We start from the raw sequence: 15,099 nt of genomic DNA, 5'->3' as shown, positions 1-15,099 counted from the left end.
CATCGCAAAACGATGTCCGCTCTGTTGCCTAAGACCCGGATGACTGCGCAATGGTTTCGACCTGGCTCACTGCATGCCGGAGCGACTTTCGCGAAACCTTTCGCACTGTCCCCTCCCTTACATGAACGACTCAAAATCGGTTTAGGTTGACTTTAAACTTGTCACTGAAAATTGCAACCGTTAACTCATCATATGCACAAACAAAAAAACTGTCGCTAGATATTTTCCGCATCGCTAAGCATTGCCGACAACCCGCATTCCACAAGGGTTTTCGCCTCATCTACGCACTGCGCACGCAGATCAAAATACACCAGAATTCGAGCGGCTTTCCCTGCCCTCTCGCACGCATTGCGCACTCGGGTTTGTCTGCATTCCGAGGGGCTTCGAGGCGCCGAAAATTAATTAAGGAATCCTACCTATCAGGTAGCACTTTTACCCAACGTTCAATCAATGTTTGCGGAAAAAAAGTGGGCTGCCCGACGACGTCGACGAATGCGAAGACGTGGGCGCGTGACGGCGTGCTTTCCTGTCGAGGCGACGCGACTGCGCGAAGTCGCGAAGGTCGTGCGATCATCACGCGTCGGCGCGGGGTGTCGCGGGCGGAAAGTCGAAGACGGCCGGTTATCTGAACGGGCGAACCTCCTCGGCAGAGACGGCTGCCGGTGGCGCCTCCCGGTCCCCTCTCCAGATACGCTGACTCGGGTCACCGCGCTGCACCATGCCACCGTCTCATCGATGCCTTGCATATTGCCGATCTCTGGAATGAAGCGAACAGCGTGCCAGTCGATCAGGCGTGAACCCATGTTACGCCGGTTCGCCAAAATGTGTTGCCTTGATATGTAACGCGTTGTGTCCCGGCAAGTTTCACACACGCTCTGCCCCGCCCGGCGCGCTCGCTCGATGCCAGCGGCGCCATGGGTCAATTCATGCAATAATGCAACCTTGTTGCATTTATTACACAGTTGCAATCTGTGTCTGGGCATCGCCCGTCTCACCCATGATCCGTTTTTCCGTTTGGCTCTACCGTCTCGCTGGCTGGGAACGAACGGCACTGACACTGTTCGTGCTCGTGCCGCTCTGGGCGCTCGTTTTCTGGGCGTTGCGAGGAGTCGCGTCATGATCGGCTGCCATGACCTCTCGGTTCACTTCGGGCCGAACACGGCACTGGAGGATGTCAGCGCCACGTTCGCCCCCGGCGTACTCTCCGCGGTCGTTGGCCCCAACGGCGGCGGCAAGACCACCCTGCTGCGTGCGCTCGCGGGCTTGCAGAAGGCGTCGAAGGGCAAGATCGTTTGCGACGGGCCGGTGGCCTATCTTTCGCAACGGCCCGAAACCGATCACCGGTTCCCCATGTGCGTCGAGGAATATGTGTTGACCGGCACGTGGCGGCGCACGGGAGACGCACGCCGCCTCGGACGCGGCGAATTCGACTGGGCTCACGACGCCCTCGCCCGCGTCGGCCTTGCAGACAAACGCGCTCAGCCTCTCGAAGTCTTGTCGGGCGGCCAATGGCAGCGCGCCCGCTTTGCGCGGCTGATCGTGGAAGACGCGCCCATTGTTTTGCTGGATGAACCGCTCACGGGAATCGATGTCCCGTCGGCGGAACTGTTACTCGCGTTGCTGGACCAATGGCGCAACGAGGGGCGCACCGTGGTCACGGTGCTTCACGACTTGCCGCTTGTGCTCGAACGCTTCTCGCATGTCGCCGTGATGGCCGGCCGCCTGGTGGCCTCGGGCACGCCGGCGCAGTGTCTGCATGGCGGACTGCCGTCTGCCGACATCGCCGGCGGCGGTACGCAGACGGGCCTGTGGGGCGCCGGGGGCTACACCGCCCGCGTGGCGGGCACGGCATCGGCATCCTCCAGCCTCCCCGCCTACGGTGGCGCACCTGCACCGGGTGCAGCCGTTACCCCGCGAGGCGGCCTTCGATGAGCACGATGCTGGATTGGCTCGTCGGCCCATTCTCGGAGTTCGACTTCATGCGGCACGCCCTCGTGGGCAGCCTCGCGCTGTCGATCGGGTGCACGCCGGTGGGCGTGTTCCTGCTGCTGCGCCGCATGAGCCTGATGGGCGATTCGCTCTCGCATGCGGTACTGCCGGGGGCGGCCGTCGGGTACCTGGTCGGCGGGCTGTCGCTGCCCTGGATGGCGGGCGGCGGCATGGTAGCCGGCCTGCTCGTGGCACTGCTCGCCGGGCTGTCGAGCCGCCGCACGCGGCTCGACGAAGGCGCGTCGTTTGCCGGCTTCTATCTACTGGCGCTGGCCGGTGGCGTGGTGATCGTCTCCAAATGGGGCAACAGTGTCGATCTGATGCATTTGCTCTTCGGTTCGGTGCTCGCGGTGGACGATCCGTCACTCATCCTCGTCGCCGCGATCGCGACCGTGACGCTCCTCTGGTTCGGGTGGCATTATCGCGGTCTTGTACTCGATAGCGCCGATCCGACCTTCCTCGGTGGGCAAGGCAAGAGCGTGATGCGCTATCACCTCGGCTTCACCGTGCTGACGGTAATGAACCTCGTAGCCGGCTTTCAGGCGATGGGCACGCTCATGGCCGTAGGACTAATGATGCTGCCGGCGGCCACCGCCCGGCTCGTCGCCCGCACGCTGCCGGGCATGCTGCTCGTGGCCTGGCTGGTCGCGAGCGCATCGAGCGTGATCGGGCTGCTGATTTCGTATTACCTGGCCTGTCCCTCGGGACCAGCCATCGTTTTGACGGCAGGCATCGCCTATCTGGGCGCACTGCTTGCCACGGCGGGCCACGCCAATGCGGCGAAGGCTCCGGCGCTTTAAGAGAGGAAAACATGTTCGGATTGGGTAAGTGGGGCAGCAACGCGTCGGGTGGCAAATCGTGGCTTGGTGCAGGGCTTCTCGCCACAGTGTTCGCCCTGATGCTGGCGCTTGCCGGTCCGGCACGCGCGCAGGACACGCGCCTGCCCGTGGGCGCTAGCTTCAGCATTCTGGCCGACATCGTGAAGGTGGTCGGCGGCGACCGGGTCGACGTCACCACACTCGTCGGCCCCGATCAGGACACGCATGTCTATGAGCCGACCCCGGCCGACGTCGCCAAGATCTCCGGCACCAAACTCTTCTTCGTGAATGGCCTGGGCTTCGAGGGCTGGCTGCCCCGCCTGATGAAGTCGAGCCACTATCCCGGCACGCTCGTCACCGTCACGAAGGGCCTCAAGCCCCGCACCATGGTCGACGAAGGCAAGACCGTGACCGATCCGCACATGTTCCAGGACCCCGAGCGCGTGAAGGCGATGGCCGTCAATATCGCGACCGCCCTGTCGCAAGCCGATCCGGCGGGCAGCACCTACTATGCGGAACGTGCCAAAAACTATCAGGGCGCGCTCGACGACCTCATCACCTGGGCGAACAAGCAACTCGCGCCGATTCCGCCCGCGCGCCGCGTGGTGCTGACCTCACATGACGCCTTCGGCTATCTCGGCCAGCGTTTCGGCATCAAGTTCCTCGCCCCGGAGGGGGTGTCGACGGAAAGCGAAGCCAGCGCCAAGGATGTGGCGAACCTGATTCGCGTGATCCGCCGCACGGGCATCAAGGCGGTCTTCATGGAGAACATCTCCAATCCGCGTCTGGTCCAGCGTATCGCCAAAGACGCCAAGGTGAAGGTCGACGGCAAACTCTACTCCGACGCCCTGTCGCAGAACCCGGAAGCCACGACCTACCTCCAGTTGTTCCAGCACAACATCCGCGCAGTCGCTGCCGCGATGAAGGACAACCACTAGTCTCACCGCTCTCCCCCACGGTGCACGCGGTATAATGCGTGCACCACACACCGGCCCCGCCAAGGAGGTCCGGACAGGCCGGCCACGCCGGCTTTTGCGTTTGGAGCACCGCATTTTTCTCGCGGCCCGGCAAGACTGAACCCCTGAAACATCCAATACGGACGCCCCCAGGTTAACCACTGCGAACGGCGCACACTCAATGGCAAAGAAGATTTACATCAAGACGTTCGGCTGTCAGATGAACGAGTACGACTCCGACAAGATGGCGGACGTGCTCGGCGCCGCCGAAGGTCTCGAAAAGACCGATTCCCCCGAAGACGCCGACGTCATCCTGTTCAACACTTGCTCCGTGCGCGAAAAGGCGCAGGAAAAGGTGTTCTCGGATCTGGGCCGCATGCGCGCGCTCAAGGAAATCAAGCCGGATCTGGTGATCGGCGTGGGCGGCTGCGTCGCCAGTCAGGAGGGCGCCGCCATCGTGCAGCGCGCCCCGTATGTGGACGTGGTGTTCGGCCCGCAAACGCTGCACCGTCTGCCGCAGATGCTCGAAGCGCGCCGCACCACCGGCCGCTCGCAGGTCGACATCTCGTTCCCGGAAATCGAGAAGTTCGACCACCTGCCGCCGGCCAAGGTCGAGGGCGCGACCGCGTTCGTCTCGATCATGGAAGGCTGCTCGAAATATTGCAGCTACTGTGTCGTGCCCTACACACGTGGCGACGAAGTGTCGCGTCCGTTTGAAGACGTGCTGACCGAGATCGCCGGTCTGGCCGAGCAAGGTGTGCGTGAAATCACGCTGCTGGGCCAGAACGTGAACGCCTATCGCGGCCTGATGGCTGACGGCGAAATCGCCGACTTCGCGTTGCTCATCGAATATGTGGCCGAAGTGCCGGGCATCGAGCGTATCCGCTACACGACCAGCCACCCGAAGGAATTCACGCAGCGCCTGATCGATACCTACGCCAAGGTGCCCAAGCTGGTGAGCCACTTGCACCTGCCCGTGCAGCACGGCGCCGACCGCGTGCTCTCCGCGATGAAGCGGGGCTATACCGTACTGGAATACAAGTCGATCATCCGCCGTCTGCGTCAGGTTCGCCCCGACATGTCGATGTCGTCGGACTTCATCGTCGGCTTCCCCGGCGAGACGCAAGAGGATTTCGACAAGCTGATGGCGATGATTCACGAGATCGGTTACGACACGAGCTTCTCGTTCATCTACAGCCCCCGCCCTGGCACACCGGCCGCCAACCTGCCGGACGACACGCCGCGCGAAGTCAAGCTGCGCCGTCTGCAACACTTGCAGGCCGTGATCGAGGAAAACGCCGCGCGCATCAGCCAGAGCATGGTCGGCTCGCGTCAGCGCATTCTCGTCGAAGGCGTCTCGCGCAAGGACCCTAACGAGTTGCAAGGCCGCACGGAGAACAACCGCGTGGTGAACTTCCCCGTGCCCGAGGCGCAACGCGCCAGCCTGATCGGCCAGATGACCGATGTCGTGATCACGTTCGCCTACCCGCACTCGTTGCGTGGCGAACTGGTCACCACGCACTGAACGAAATTTGCGAATATGAACGGACCCGGCAGTCCCTGGCGCACACACCGCATCCCCGAGCCTGCCCCCGGCGACTCCATCGAACGACCTGAACAGGCACCCGACCGGATCTTGAAAGCACCCGCCCAAGAATTCACCGCCCCGCGCGACGACAATCGCCGTTTGGCCAACCTTTGCGGCCCGTTAGACGAGAACCTGCGCCAGATCGAACAGGCGCTCGACGTCTCGATTTCCCGGCGCGGCCATCGCTTCTCCGTTCGCGGCAAGAGCGCCGTGATCGCCACCCAGGCTCTCGAGAGCTTCTACAACCGCGCCACCGAACCGTTGTCCGTCGACGACATTCAGTTGGGGCTGGTGGAATCGCGTCAGGGCCTCGTGCCGACCGTGCGTCACGGCGACGACAACCCGTTTGCCGCTGGCGAGACCGAAGACGGCTCGCCCGTGCTGCACACGCGCCGCAGCGACCTGCACGGCCGCACCCCGGCGCAGCGCGATTACCTCAAGCAGATCCTCTCGCACGACGTCGCGTTCGGCATCGGCCCGGCCGGTACCGGCAAGACCTATCTGGCCGTGGCGTGCGCCGTCGACGCGCTCGAGCGCGACGCCGTCAAGCGCATCGTGCTCACGCGTCCGGCCGTGGAAGCGGGCGAGCGTCTGGGCTTCCTGCCCGGCGATCTCGCACAGAAGGTCGATCCGTACCTGCGCCCGCTCTACGACGCGCTTTACGACCTGCTCGGCTTCGACAAGACGCAGAAGTATTTCGAAAAGCAGATGATCGAAATCGCGCCGCTCGCGTATATGCGCGGCCGAACGCTCAATCACGCGTTCATCATTCTGGACGAGGCGCAGAACACGACGCCCGAACAGATGAAGATGTTCCTCACGCGTATCGGTTTCGGCAGCAAGGCCGTCGTGACCGGCGACACCACGCAGGTCGACCTGCCGCGCGGTCAGAAGAGTGGCCTGACGGAAGCGCAACTGATCCTGAAAAACGTTCGCGGCATCGCCATGACCCGCTTCACCAGCGTGGACGTGGTACGTCACCCGCTGGTCGCACGCATCGTCGAAGCGTACGACGCCCATACGCAGCATGCCGAAGCCGGGCTGGATCTGCCGGAATCGACGGAGCGCGAACGGCGCGACGGCCACGGGCCGCGAGGCAAGGCATGAGCGAGCGGGCTCCACGTTCGCCACGCCATGCGCTCACGTTGACCAGTCAGTTCGTGGCCGGCCCGGCGTTCGCCGCGCACAAGGCGCTGCTCTCGCGCACCGCCGTGCGCCGCTGGGTGCAGGCTGCGCTGCTGGCCGACGCCGAACTGACGCTGCGCTTCGTCGGCGCCGAAGAAGGCCAGACGCTCAATCGCGGCTATCGCGGCAAGGATTACGCCACCAACGTGCTCACGTTTGCCTACGCGCAAGACGAAAGCGATCCGGTGACCGGCGACATCGTGCTGTGCTGCCCGGTTGTCGAGCGCGAGGCGAACGAGCAAGGTATTTCGCTCGAAGCGCACTACGCGCACCTGATCGTGCACGGTGTGCTCCACGCACAAGGTTACGACCACGAAGCGGACGACGAAGCGCAGGAAATGGAAGGTCTGGAGACGGAGATCCTCACCGGTCTCGGTTACGCCGATCCCTATGCGTCGGAAAAGTCTGCCCCCGCCACCTCAGCCAACATCAGGATGCCGGCCAAGCCGCGCCGCGCCTGACCCCACATCGTATGGACCGCATGCCCGATCGCCCGACCGACTCCGAGACGCCACCGGCCAGCGTGTCGAGCGGGCCGGGATGCACCACGTACCCCCCAGACATCGGATTGGGCCGTCACCTGACGCCGGACGAACTCTCGTCGTCGCTCGACGCGGCGCTAACCGGCTGGGATGGTCATCAGGATCTGTGGATCTTCGCGTACGGCTCGCTCATCTGGAACCCCGGTCTGCCCGTCGAGGAGAGCCAGCGCGCCCGCGTGTACGGCTACCATCGGGGGCTGTATCTGTGGTCGCGCGTCAATCGCGGCACCCCGGAACAACCGGGGCTCGTGCTCGCGCTCGATCGAGGCGGTTCGTGTGCGGGCGTGGCGCTGCGACTCTCGGCCGCCAAGGCGCGAACCGAACTCGAAACGCTCTGGTATCGCGAGATGGCGATGGGCTCGTATCGTCCGGCATGGCTCAACTGCGTACTCGCCGATGGCCGCACCGCACCCGCCCTCGCGTTCGTCATGCGACGCGACGTGAAGAGCTACGCGGGCCGCCTGCCCGACGACATCATCCGCAAGGTCTTCGATCATGCGCAGGGACGCTACGGCACGACACGGGATTACGTCACCCGCACGGTCAAGGCGCTGCGCGAAGCCGGTATGCCCGACCCGGCGCTGGAAGCCATATTGCACCGCTGCAGTGCACGCTGAAATGCGCGGGAACGCCCGGTATGGCCTGAAATCCGCAGCATCGCGCGGCAGCAAACACCGAATGACGAAACGCTGCGGCCCTGTCGCGGAGATGCCGCACATCTGGTGTATCCTTGAGCTTCCTGTAACAGCTCGGCGTCCGCCCAACTTGGACGCGCCGTCATGAACGACCCTTATCCCAGTCGACCTGGTCGAAAAAACCCTGATAAACCTCGCTCTTTGCTCGAACGCCTCACCGATCTGATCTCCCCGGAGCCGGAGTCGCGCGCAGAGTTGCTTGAAATTCTGCAAGACGCCCACGCCCGTAACCTGATGGACGCCGACTCTCTGGCGATGATCGAGGGCGTATTCCAGGTGGCCGATCTGTGTGCACGCGACATCATGGTGCCGCGCGCGCAAATGGACGCCATCAACATCGAACAGACGCCTGAAGCCTTCGTCCCGTTCGTGCTGGAACAGGCTCACTCGCGCTATCCCGTCTTCGAGGGAAATCGCGACAACATCATCGGCATTCTGCTCGCGAAGGATCTGCTGCGTTACTACGCGAATCACGATTTCGACGTGCGCGACATGCTGCGCCCGGCCGTGTTCATTCCGGAGTCGAAGCGTCTGAACGTGCTGCTGCACGACTTCCGCGTCAATCGCAATCACATCGCCATCGTCGTGGACGAATACGGCGGCGTGGCAGGTCTCATCACCATTGAAGACGTGCTCGAACAAATCGTCGGCGACATCGAGGACGAATACGACTTCGATGAAGAAGAAGACAACATCATCGCCGCGCCCGACGGGACGTATCGCATTCGTGCGCTGACCGAGATCGAGCAGTTCAACGAAGCCTTCGGCACGCAGTTCCACGATGACGAGAACGACACGATCGGCGGTATGATCACGCACCAGTTCGGCCGTGTGCCGCGCCGCGGTGAGCGTATGCGCATCGGCAATCTCGTGTTCGAAGTCATGCGCGCCGACGGCCGTCAGGTCCACATGCTGCTGTTGCGGCGCGTGGAGCCGGCACCTGCCGTTCAGCCCGAGTAACCCATCCATCGATCCATGCAGGAAATGACCGTCCACGCGCCCGAGCGGCGCACGTGGCCGGCCTGGCGTGCCCGTGTGCTCGCCGGCCTGGCCGGTATTGCGCAAACGCTGGCCTTCGCACCGCGCGACGTCTGGTGGCTGCAACTGCTCGCCATGGCGGGACTCTTCGCGCTCGTCGAGCGCAGCGCCTCGCGGCGCGATGCCTTCTGGCTCGGCGGTTGCTTCGGTGTCGCGTCGTTCGTCTCGGGCATCTGGTGGCTTTACATCAGCATGCACACCTACGGCGGCATGCCCGGCGTCATGGCCGGTGCGGCGGTCGTGCTGTTCTCGATCTACCTCGCGCTCTACCCTGCGTTGGCGACGTTCGTCACTCGTTGGGTCACAGCTACCGGCCCATGGCGTGCGCTGGCGTTCGCAGGAGCCTGGACGCTCGCGGAATGGTTGCGCGGCACCGTGTTCACCGGCTTCCCGTGGCTGTCTCCCGGCTACGCCCATGTCGACGGGCCACTGGCAGGCTTCGCGCCGCTCGTCGGGGTCTACGGCATTGGCGGCCTCGCGGCGCTGGCGGCGGCATGGCTCGCCCGCGCGTTGCTGCCCGTCGCCGTGCCGGGGCGGCCAATACTGCCCATGCGGCGTCTGGCCGCCGTGGTCTGCACGCTGGCGCTGCTCGGCGTGGGCGGCGCGCTCGCCCGCCACGCCTGGACGACGCCCTCGGGCAAACCACTCACCGTGCGACTACTGCAAGGCAATATCGCGCAGGACATGAAGTTCGAGCGCGCCGGGATCGACCACGCCATGGCGCTGTATCGGGACATGATCGTGGCCGCACCGGCCGATCTCATCATCACGCCGGAGACGGCATTCCCCGTGCTGCTCCAAGGCATTCCGCCCGACGTGGCCGGACCGATCCGGGAGTTTGCCGATCGCACCGGCTCGCATGTCGTGCTCGGTGCCGTAGGCGCGACCCTCACCGACCGGGGGCCGACGGATCTGACCAACAGCCTGTTCGGCGTGACGCCGCGCGACGCGACGCTGCATCGCTACGACAAGCATCACCTCGTACCTTTCGGCGAATTCGTCCCTTGGGGCTTTCGCTGGTTCGTCGACATGATGCACATTCCCCTTGGCGACTTCCTGCGAGGCACGGCCACACCGGGCGGCTTCCCGATTCGCGATCAGCGCGTGGCGCTCGACATCTGCTACGAGGACTTGTTCGGCGAGGAAATCGCACAGGCACTGCGCAGCATGCCCGAGCCTGCCACGGTGCTCGCCAACGCAACGAACCTTGCGTGGTTCGGCGACACCATCGCCCTCGACCAGCACTTGCAGATCGCGCGCATGCGCACGCTGGAGACGGGGCGGCCGATGCTGCGTGCGACGAACACCGGCACGACGGCGATCATCGATGCCCGAGGTCATGTGCAGGGGCGCCTGCCTGTGATGACGACGGGTGCGCTCACGGGCAAGGTCCAGCCTTACACCGGCCTCACGCCGTATATTCGCTTCGGCAACGGCCCTGCACTGGTGCTCGCACTCGTCGCGCTGGGCCTCGGTCTGGCAATGACACGCCGCTCGCGCTGAGCCGCGCCGGCGCTATCGAAATGACGCAGGGGGACGTGAAAATCCCCCTGTCGCACCACCCAATGGGCACTGACGCCCCATTCGGGTCGAATACCCGCTAAAATTCAACGTTTTAGTTTGCTGGCCGCGCTCGCGGCCGGGCCAGTGAACTGCGCAAAATCCGCATTTTTTCCTGTTCGTCCGCGCGAATTCATCATGCTTACCTTTCAACAAGTCATCCTGACATTGCAGGATTACTGGGACAAGCAAGGCTGTGCGTTGCTCCAGCCTTACGACATGGAGGTCGGCGCCGGTACCTCGCACACTGCCACGTTCCTGCGCGCAATCGGCCCGGAGCCGTGGCGCGCCGCCTATGTGCAGCCGTCACGCCGTCCCAAGGATGGCCGTTACGGTGAGAATCCGAACCGCATGCAGCATTACTACCAGTATCAGGTGGTGCTCAAGCCGGCACCGGAGAACATTCTCGACCTGTACCTGGGTTCGCTGCGCGCGCTCGGCCTCGATCTGACCGAAAACGACGTGCGCTTCGTGGAAGACGACTGGGAAAACCCCACACTCGGCGCCTGGGGTCTGGGCTGGGAAGTGTGGCTCAACGGCATGGAAGTGACGCAGTTCACCTACTTCCAGCAAGTGGGCGGTCTGGATTGCAAGCCGGTGCTCGGCGAAATTACCTACGGTATCGAGCGTCTGGCCATGTATCTGCAACAGGTCGAGAACGTCTACGACCTCGTGTGGACGGAATGGGAAGAACAGACGGCTGACGGCCCGGTCAAGCGCCGCCTGACCTATGGCGACGTGTTCCATCAGAACGAAGTCGAACAGTCGACGTACAACTTCGAGCAGTCGAACCAGCCGATGTTGTTCGGCTTCTTCGACAACTACGAGAGCGAGGCCAAGCGCCTCATCGAAGCCGAACTGGCGTTGCCGGCCTACGAGATGATTCTCAAGGCGGCGCACACCTTCAACCTGCTCGACGCGCGCGGCGCCATCTCGGTGACCGAACGTGCAGCGTATATCGGCCGTATCCGTGCGCTGTCGCGCCTGATCGCACAGGCCTACTACGCTTCGCGCGAGAAGCTCGGCTTCCCGATGCTGAACGCCCCCGCCGCCAAAAACCAAACGCAAGCCGCATGATGAGCACCGCACAACGCACCCTGCTGGTCGAACTGCTGACCGAAGAACTGCCGCCGAAGGCACTGGCGCGTCTGGGCGACGCGTTCGCCGACGGCATTGCCAATGGCTTGCGCACGCGTGGCCTGACCACCGACGCCAGCGTAGTCACGCCATACGCCACCCCGCGCCGTCTGGCCGTCACGATTTCGAACGTGCTCGAGCGCGCCCCGGACGCGAGCATCCGCGCCAAGGTGCTGCCGGTGTCCGTCGCCCTCGACGCCAACGGCAACCCCACCGCGCCGCTGGCGAAGAAACTCGCCGCCATGGGCTTTGCCGACCTGCCGGTCGCCAGCCTCGAGCGCGCGATGGACGGCAAGGCCGAAGCGTTCTTCCACACCTACACCGCAGCGGGCGCCCGACTGGCCGACGCATTGCAGGCCGCGCTCGACGAAACGCTCGGCAAGCTGCCGATTCCGAAGGTCATGAGCTACCAGCGCCCGGATGGCGAGACGGTGCAGTTCGTGCGCCCGGTGCATGGCCTCATCGCCCTGCACGGCGACACGCTCGTGCCTGCCACCGCCATCGGCCTGTCCTCGGGCAACAAGACGCTGGGGCATCGCTTCCTGTCGAAGGGTGAAGTCACCATCGCCAGTGCCGACACCTACGCTGAAGTGCTGGCAACCGAAGGCAAGGTGCTGGCCAGCTTCACGGGCCGCCGCGACGCGATTCGCACGCAACTGCTTGCGGCCGCAGGCAACGACCACGTAGTGATGCCCGACGCGCTGCTCGATGAAGTGACCGCACTTGTCGAATGGCCCGCGGTCTACGCCTGCCACTTCGAGAAGGAATTCCTGGCGGTGCCGCAGGAATGTCTGATTCTCACGATGCAGACGAACCAGAAGTACTTCGCACTGACCGACAAGCCGCTCGCCGAGGGCGGCCGCCTGACGAACCGCTTCCTGATCGTCTCCAATATCGAGACCGCCCACCCCGAGCAGATCATCACGGGTAACGAGCGTGTGGTGCGCCCGCGTCTCGCAGATGCGAAGTTCTTCTTCGAGCAAGACAAGAAGAAGCCGCTCGCCGATCGCGTGCCGCTGCTCGCGAACGTCGTCTATCACAACAAGCTGGGCTCGCAGTTCGAGCGTACGCAGCGTCTGGTGAAGCTGGCCGGCGCCATTGCGCAGATGATCGGTGCCGACGTGGCGCTGGCCGAACGCGGCGCGCTGCTGGCCAAGGCCGATTTGCTGACCGACATGGTGGGCGAGTTCCCGGAACTGCAGGGCACCATGGGCACGTACTACGCGCGTCACGATGGCGAAGCCGACGAGGTCGCCCGTGCGTGCTCTGAGCACTATCAGCCGCGCTTCGCCGGCGACGCCCTGCCCGCCAGCCACACCGGCATCGTCGTAGCGCTGGCCGACAAGCTCGAAACGCTCGTCGGCATCTGGGGTATCGGCCTGCAACCGACCGGTGAGAAAGACCCGTTCGCGCTGCGCCGCCATGCGCTGGGCATCGTGCGTATGCTCATCGAGCGCCGTCTGCCCGTCATGCTGTCCGACCTGCTGGACGTGACCTACAAGCAGTTCACGTCGGGCGTGGCCGGCCCCGAGTATCTGCGCGAGGTCTATCAGTTCGTGCTCGATCGTCTGCGTGGCTATCTGCGCGAGCGTGGCTACGCCGCCAACGAGATCGAGGCAGTGCTGGTGTCGCCGTCGATGCATCTGGATCTGAGCGATCTGATCGAGCGCCTGGAAGCCGTGCGCGCCTTCTCGGCACTGCCCCAGGCCGAAGCGCTCGCCGCCGCGAACAAGCGCATCGGTAACATCCTCAAGAAGACGGCGCCGCCGCCCGATGGCGTGATCGTGCCGTCGTTGTTGATGGAACCGGCCGAGAAGTCGCTCGCCGCCGCGCTCGAGAAAGTCGCCCCGGTCGTGGAACAGAAGTTCGCGGCACGCGAGTACGCGCAGGCCCTCTCGGCGCTGGCCGAATTGCGCGATGCGGTCGACGCGTTCTTCAACGACGTGATGGTGATGGCCGACGACGAGGCGCTGCGCAACAACCGCCTCGCGCTGCTCTGGCACCTGCATGTGCAGATGAACCGCGTGGCCGATCTCTCGAAGCTCGCCGCATAACTGCGGCTTAACGTCCCGGAAGCCCGTTCGCCATGGATTCGCGCAAAGATCGTACCCCCGGCCCCGCCGCCCGCAAGCTCGTGATTCTCGACCGTGACGGCGTCATCAACGCCGACTCGGACCAGTTCATCAAGTCAAAGGACGAGTGGGTGCCGCTGCCCGGCAGTCTCGAGGCGATCGGCCGTCTGAATCAGGCGGGGTACCGGGTCGTAGTGGCGACGAACCAGTCGGGCGTGGGGCGCGGGCTGTTCGACATGGCAACGCTCGGCGCCATGCACGCGAAGATGTCGAAGCTGGCGGCTGCCGCTGGCGGGCGCATCGACGCGGTGTTCTTCTGTCCGCACACCGCCGCCGACGCCTGCGACTGCCGCAAGCCGAAGCCCGGCATGTTCCAGGAAATCGCGCGGCGCTACGAGACGGATCTGACCGGCGTGCCGGCCGTGGGCGACTCGCTGCGCGATTTGCAGGCCGCCGCCGCAGTGGGCGCGAAACCGCATCTGGTGCTCACCGGCAAGGGCAAGAAAACGCTCGCCGCCGGCAATCTGCCCGAAGGCACACGGGTGCACGACAGCCTGCAAGCCTTCGTGAACGACCTGCTCGCCGAAGAGAACGCCAAGAGCGCATAAGTGGCGCTCGCCCGCCACATGACCCAGGACACGCGTCAAAACGCGTAGGACAATCGCTCCGGCACCCCACCCCAGGCCAAAACCCGATGCTGCAATTTCGTTCGATTCTCTTCTTCATCTTCCTGATCGTCTGGACGATTCCGTACGCCATCGCGTGCATCGTGTCCTTTCCGTTCCTGTCGCGCGTGCAGCGTTACTGGTTCGCGGCGGGCTGGTGCAAAGTCGTGATTCGCGTGGGCGACAAGCTGTGCGGGATGCGTTACCGGGTCATTGGCTGGGAGAACCTGCCCGACCGCCCCGCGATCATCCTGTCGAAACATCAGTCGGCCTGGGAGACGGTCGCACTGCCCGCGCTCATGCCTCGCCCGCTGTGCTACGTATTCAAGCGCGAGCTGCTCTACGTACCGTTCTTCGGCTGGGCGCTGGGTCTGCTCAGCATGATTCACATCAACCGCAGCAAGGGCACCGACGCCTTTCAGTCGGTCGTCGCACAAGGCCGCGAGCGTCTGGCGGAGGGTTCGTGGATCATCATGTTCCCGGAAGGCACGCGTACGAAGACCGGTTCGCGCAACAAGTACAAGTCGGGCGGCGCCCGGCTCGCAGCAACGACCGGCGCGCCCGTCGTGCCCATCGCGCACAATGCCGGACGTGTCTGGCCGCGCAACTCGTTCAAGAAGTACCCGGGCGAAGTGATCGTATCGATCGGGCCGGTCATTGAAACGGCGGGCCGCACACCCGAAGCCGTCAACGCCGACGTGGCCGAATGGATCGAACGCGAAATGGTGCGCATCGACCCGGACGCCTACACGTCGAAGCCGAGAGCGAACGCGTCCCCCTCGGCCGACAAGCCCGACGCCTCACCCCGGACCTGACCCGCACGCCGAGACCGTCTCATGTCGAAAGTCCTACCC

Annotated in this window: 13 protein-coding genes; all 13 read left to right on the top strand. The window is 64.3% G+C overall.

The genetic code is table 11. The features are described from left to right. Positions 1 to 1,116: 1,116 nt before the first annotated feature. The 13 genes from PCO31110_RS15315 to PCO31110_RS15255 all read left to right on the top strand — a co-directional run bounded on the left by PCO31110_RS15315 (position 1,117) and on the right by PCO31110_RS15255 (position 15,060). Positions 1,117 to 1,932 carry a metal ABC transporter ATP-binding protein gene (locus PCO31110_RS15315; protein ID WP_010804026.1) on the top strand — a complete coding sequence of 272 codons (816 nt, stop codon included), beginning with the start codon at positions 1,117 to 1,119 and terminating at the stop codon, positions 1,930 to 1,932. Continuing rightward, positions 1,929 to 2,789, top strand: coding sequence for a metal ABC transporter permease (locus PCO31110_RS15310; RefSeq protein ID WP_010804025.1), 861 nt, complete (start codon positions 1,929 to 1,931; stop codon positions 2,787 to 2,789). The genes PCO31110_RS15315 and PCO31110_RS15310 overlap by 4 nt, the downstream gene beginning before the upstream one ends. An 11-nt stretch (positions 2,790 to 2,800) precedes the next feature. Further along, positions 2,801 to 3,745 (top strand): metal ABC transporter substrate-binding protein, encoded by a 945-nt coding sequence (locus PCO31110_RS15305; protein WP_150690801.1) that lies wholly within the window; start codon positions 2,801 to 2,803, stop codon positions 3,743 to 3,745. A gap of 199 nt (positions 3,746 to 3,944) precedes the next feature. Continuing rightward, positions 3,945 to 5,288 (top strand): tRNA (N6-isopentenyl adenosine(37)-C2)-methylthiotransferase MiaB, encoded by a 1,344-nt coding sequence (gene miaB / locus PCO31110_RS15300; RefSeq protein WP_150585654.1) that lies wholly within the window; start codon positions 3,945 to 3,947, stop codon positions 5,286 to 5,288. A gap of 111 nt (positions 5,289 to 5,399) precedes the next feature. Then, positions 5,400 to 6,458 carry a PhoH family protein gene (locus PCO31110_RS15295; RefSeq protein WP_144265921.1) on the top strand — a complete coding sequence of 353 codons (1,059 nt, stop codon included), beginning with the start codon at positions 5,400 to 5,402 and terminating at the stop codon, positions 6,456 to 6,458. After that, entirely contained in the window at positions 6,455 to 6,997 is a 543-nt protein-coding gene (ybeY, locus tag PCO31110_RS15290) for an rRNA maturation RNase YbeY (protein WP_150690800.1), read from the top strand. Before PCO31110_RS15295 ends, ybeY begins: the two co-directional genes overlap by 4 nt. Before the next feature lie 20 nt (positions 6,998 to 7,017). Next, on the top strand, positions 7,018 to 7,695 hold the full coding sequence (locus tag PCO31110_RS15285) for a gamma-glutamylcyclotransferase (protein WP_370855832.1): 678 nt from the start codon (positions 7,018 to 7,020) through the stop codon (positions 7,693 to 7,695). Positions 7,696 to 7,857: 162 nt separating this feature from the next. Then, the gene (locus PCO31110_RS15280; RefSeq protein ID WP_036664329.1) at positions 7,858 to 8,733 is read left to right on the top strand and encodes a CorC family transporter; all 876 of its coding nucleotides are present in this window, start codon (positions 7,858 to 7,860) and stop codon (positions 8,731 to 8,733) included. 24 nt (positions 8,734 to 8,757) lie between these two features. Continuing rightward, positions 8,758 to 10,314 (top strand): apolipoprotein N-acyltransferase, encoded by a 1,557-nt coding sequence (lnt, locus tag PCO31110_RS15275; protein WP_246189855.1) that lies wholly within the window; start codon positions 8,758 to 8,760, stop codon positions 10,312 to 10,314. A gap of 195 nt (positions 10,315 to 10,509) precedes the next feature. Continuing rightward, positions 10,510 to 11,448, top strand: coding sequence for a glycine--tRNA ligase subunit alpha (glyQ, locus tag PCO31110_RS15270; protein WP_010804017.1), 939 nt, complete (start codon positions 10,510 to 10,512; stop codon positions 11,446 to 11,448). Next, complete coding sequence (gene glyS, locus PCO31110_RS15265) at positions 11,445 to 13,562, top strand: glycine--tRNA ligase subunit beta (RefSeq protein ID WP_150690798.1); 2,118 nt, start codon at positions 11,445 to 11,447, stop codon at positions 13,560 to 13,562. Before glyQ ends, glyS begins: the two co-directional genes overlap by 4 nt. A 32-nt stretch (positions 13,563 to 13,594) precedes the next feature. Next, a complete protein-coding gene (gene gmhB / locus PCO31110_RS15260) occupies positions 13,595 to 14,188 on the top strand; it encodes a D-glycero-beta-D-manno-heptose 1,7-bisphosphate 7-phosphatase (RefSeq protein ID WP_010804015.1) in 594 nt (197 codons plus the stop codon). Between the two features lie 86 nt (positions 14,189 to 14,274). Continuing rightward, positions 14,275 to 15,060: a lysophospholipid acyltransferase family protein gene (locus PCO31110_RS15255; protein ID WP_010804014.1), complete on the top strand. Its 786-nt coding sequence runs from the start codon at positions 14,275 to 14,277 to the stop codon at positions 15,058 to 15,060. Positions 15,061 to 15,099 lie beyond the last annotated feature (39 nt).

Origin of the sequence: Pandoraea communis (genome assembly GCF_902459745.1) — a bacterium.
Classification (GTDB): Bacteria; Pseudomonadota; Gammaproteobacteria; order Burkholderiales; family Burkholderiaceae; genus Pandoraea; species Pandoraea communis.
Note: the sequence above shows the minus strand (reverse complement) of the source record. Positions and strands in the feature narration are given on the sequence as shown.

Excerpts from the sequence above, each read along its gene's own strand:
- PCO31110_RS15315 (WP_010804026.1), top strand. The coding sequence starts at position 1,117 with ATGATCGGCTGCCATGACCTCTCGGTTCACTTCGGGCCGAACACGGCA.
- PCO31110_RS15310 (WP_010804025.1), top strand. The coding sequence starts at position 1,929 with ATGAGCACGATGCTGGATTGGCTCGTCGGCCCATTCTCGGAGTTCGAC.
- PCO31110_RS15305 (WP_150690801.1), top strand. The coding sequence starts at position 2,801 with ATGTTCGGATTGGGTAAGTGGGGCAGCAACGCGTCGGGTGGCAAATCG.
- miaB (WP_150585654.1), top strand. The coding sequence starts at position 3,945 with ATGGCAAAGAAGATTTACATCAAGACGTTCGGCTGTCAGATGAACGAG.
- ybeY (WP_150690800.1), top strand. The coding sequence starts at position 6,455 with ATGAGCGAGCGGGCTCCACGTTCGCCACGCCATGCGCTCACGTTGACC.
- PCO31110_RS15285 (WP_370855832.1), top strand. The coding sequence starts at position 7,018 with ATGCCCGATCGCCCGACCGACTCCGAGACGCCACCGGCCAGCGTGTCG.
- PCO31110_RS15280 (WP_036664329.1), top strand. The coding sequence starts at position 7,858 with ATGAACGACCCTTATCCCAGTCGACCTGGTCGAAAAAACCCTGATAAA.
- lnt (WP_246189855.1), top strand. The coding sequence starts at position 8,758 with ATGACCGTCCACGCGCCCGAGCGGCGCACGTGGCCGGCCTGGCGTGCC.
- glyQ (WP_010804017.1), top strand. The coding sequence starts at position 10,510 with ATGCTTACCTTTCAACAAGTCATCCTGACATTGCAGGATTACTGGGAC.
- glyS (WP_150690798.1), top strand. The coding sequence starts at position 11,445 with ATGATGAGCACCGCACAACGCACCCTGCTGGTCGAACTGCTGACCGAA.
- gmhB (WP_010804015.1), top strand. The coding sequence starts at position 13,595 with ATGGATTCGCGCAAAGATCGTACCCCCGGCCCCGCCGCCCGCAAGCTC.
- PCO31110_RS15255 (WP_010804014.1), top strand. The coding sequence starts at position 14,275 with ATGCTGCAATTTCGTTCGATTCTCTTCTTCATCTTCCTGATCGTCTGG.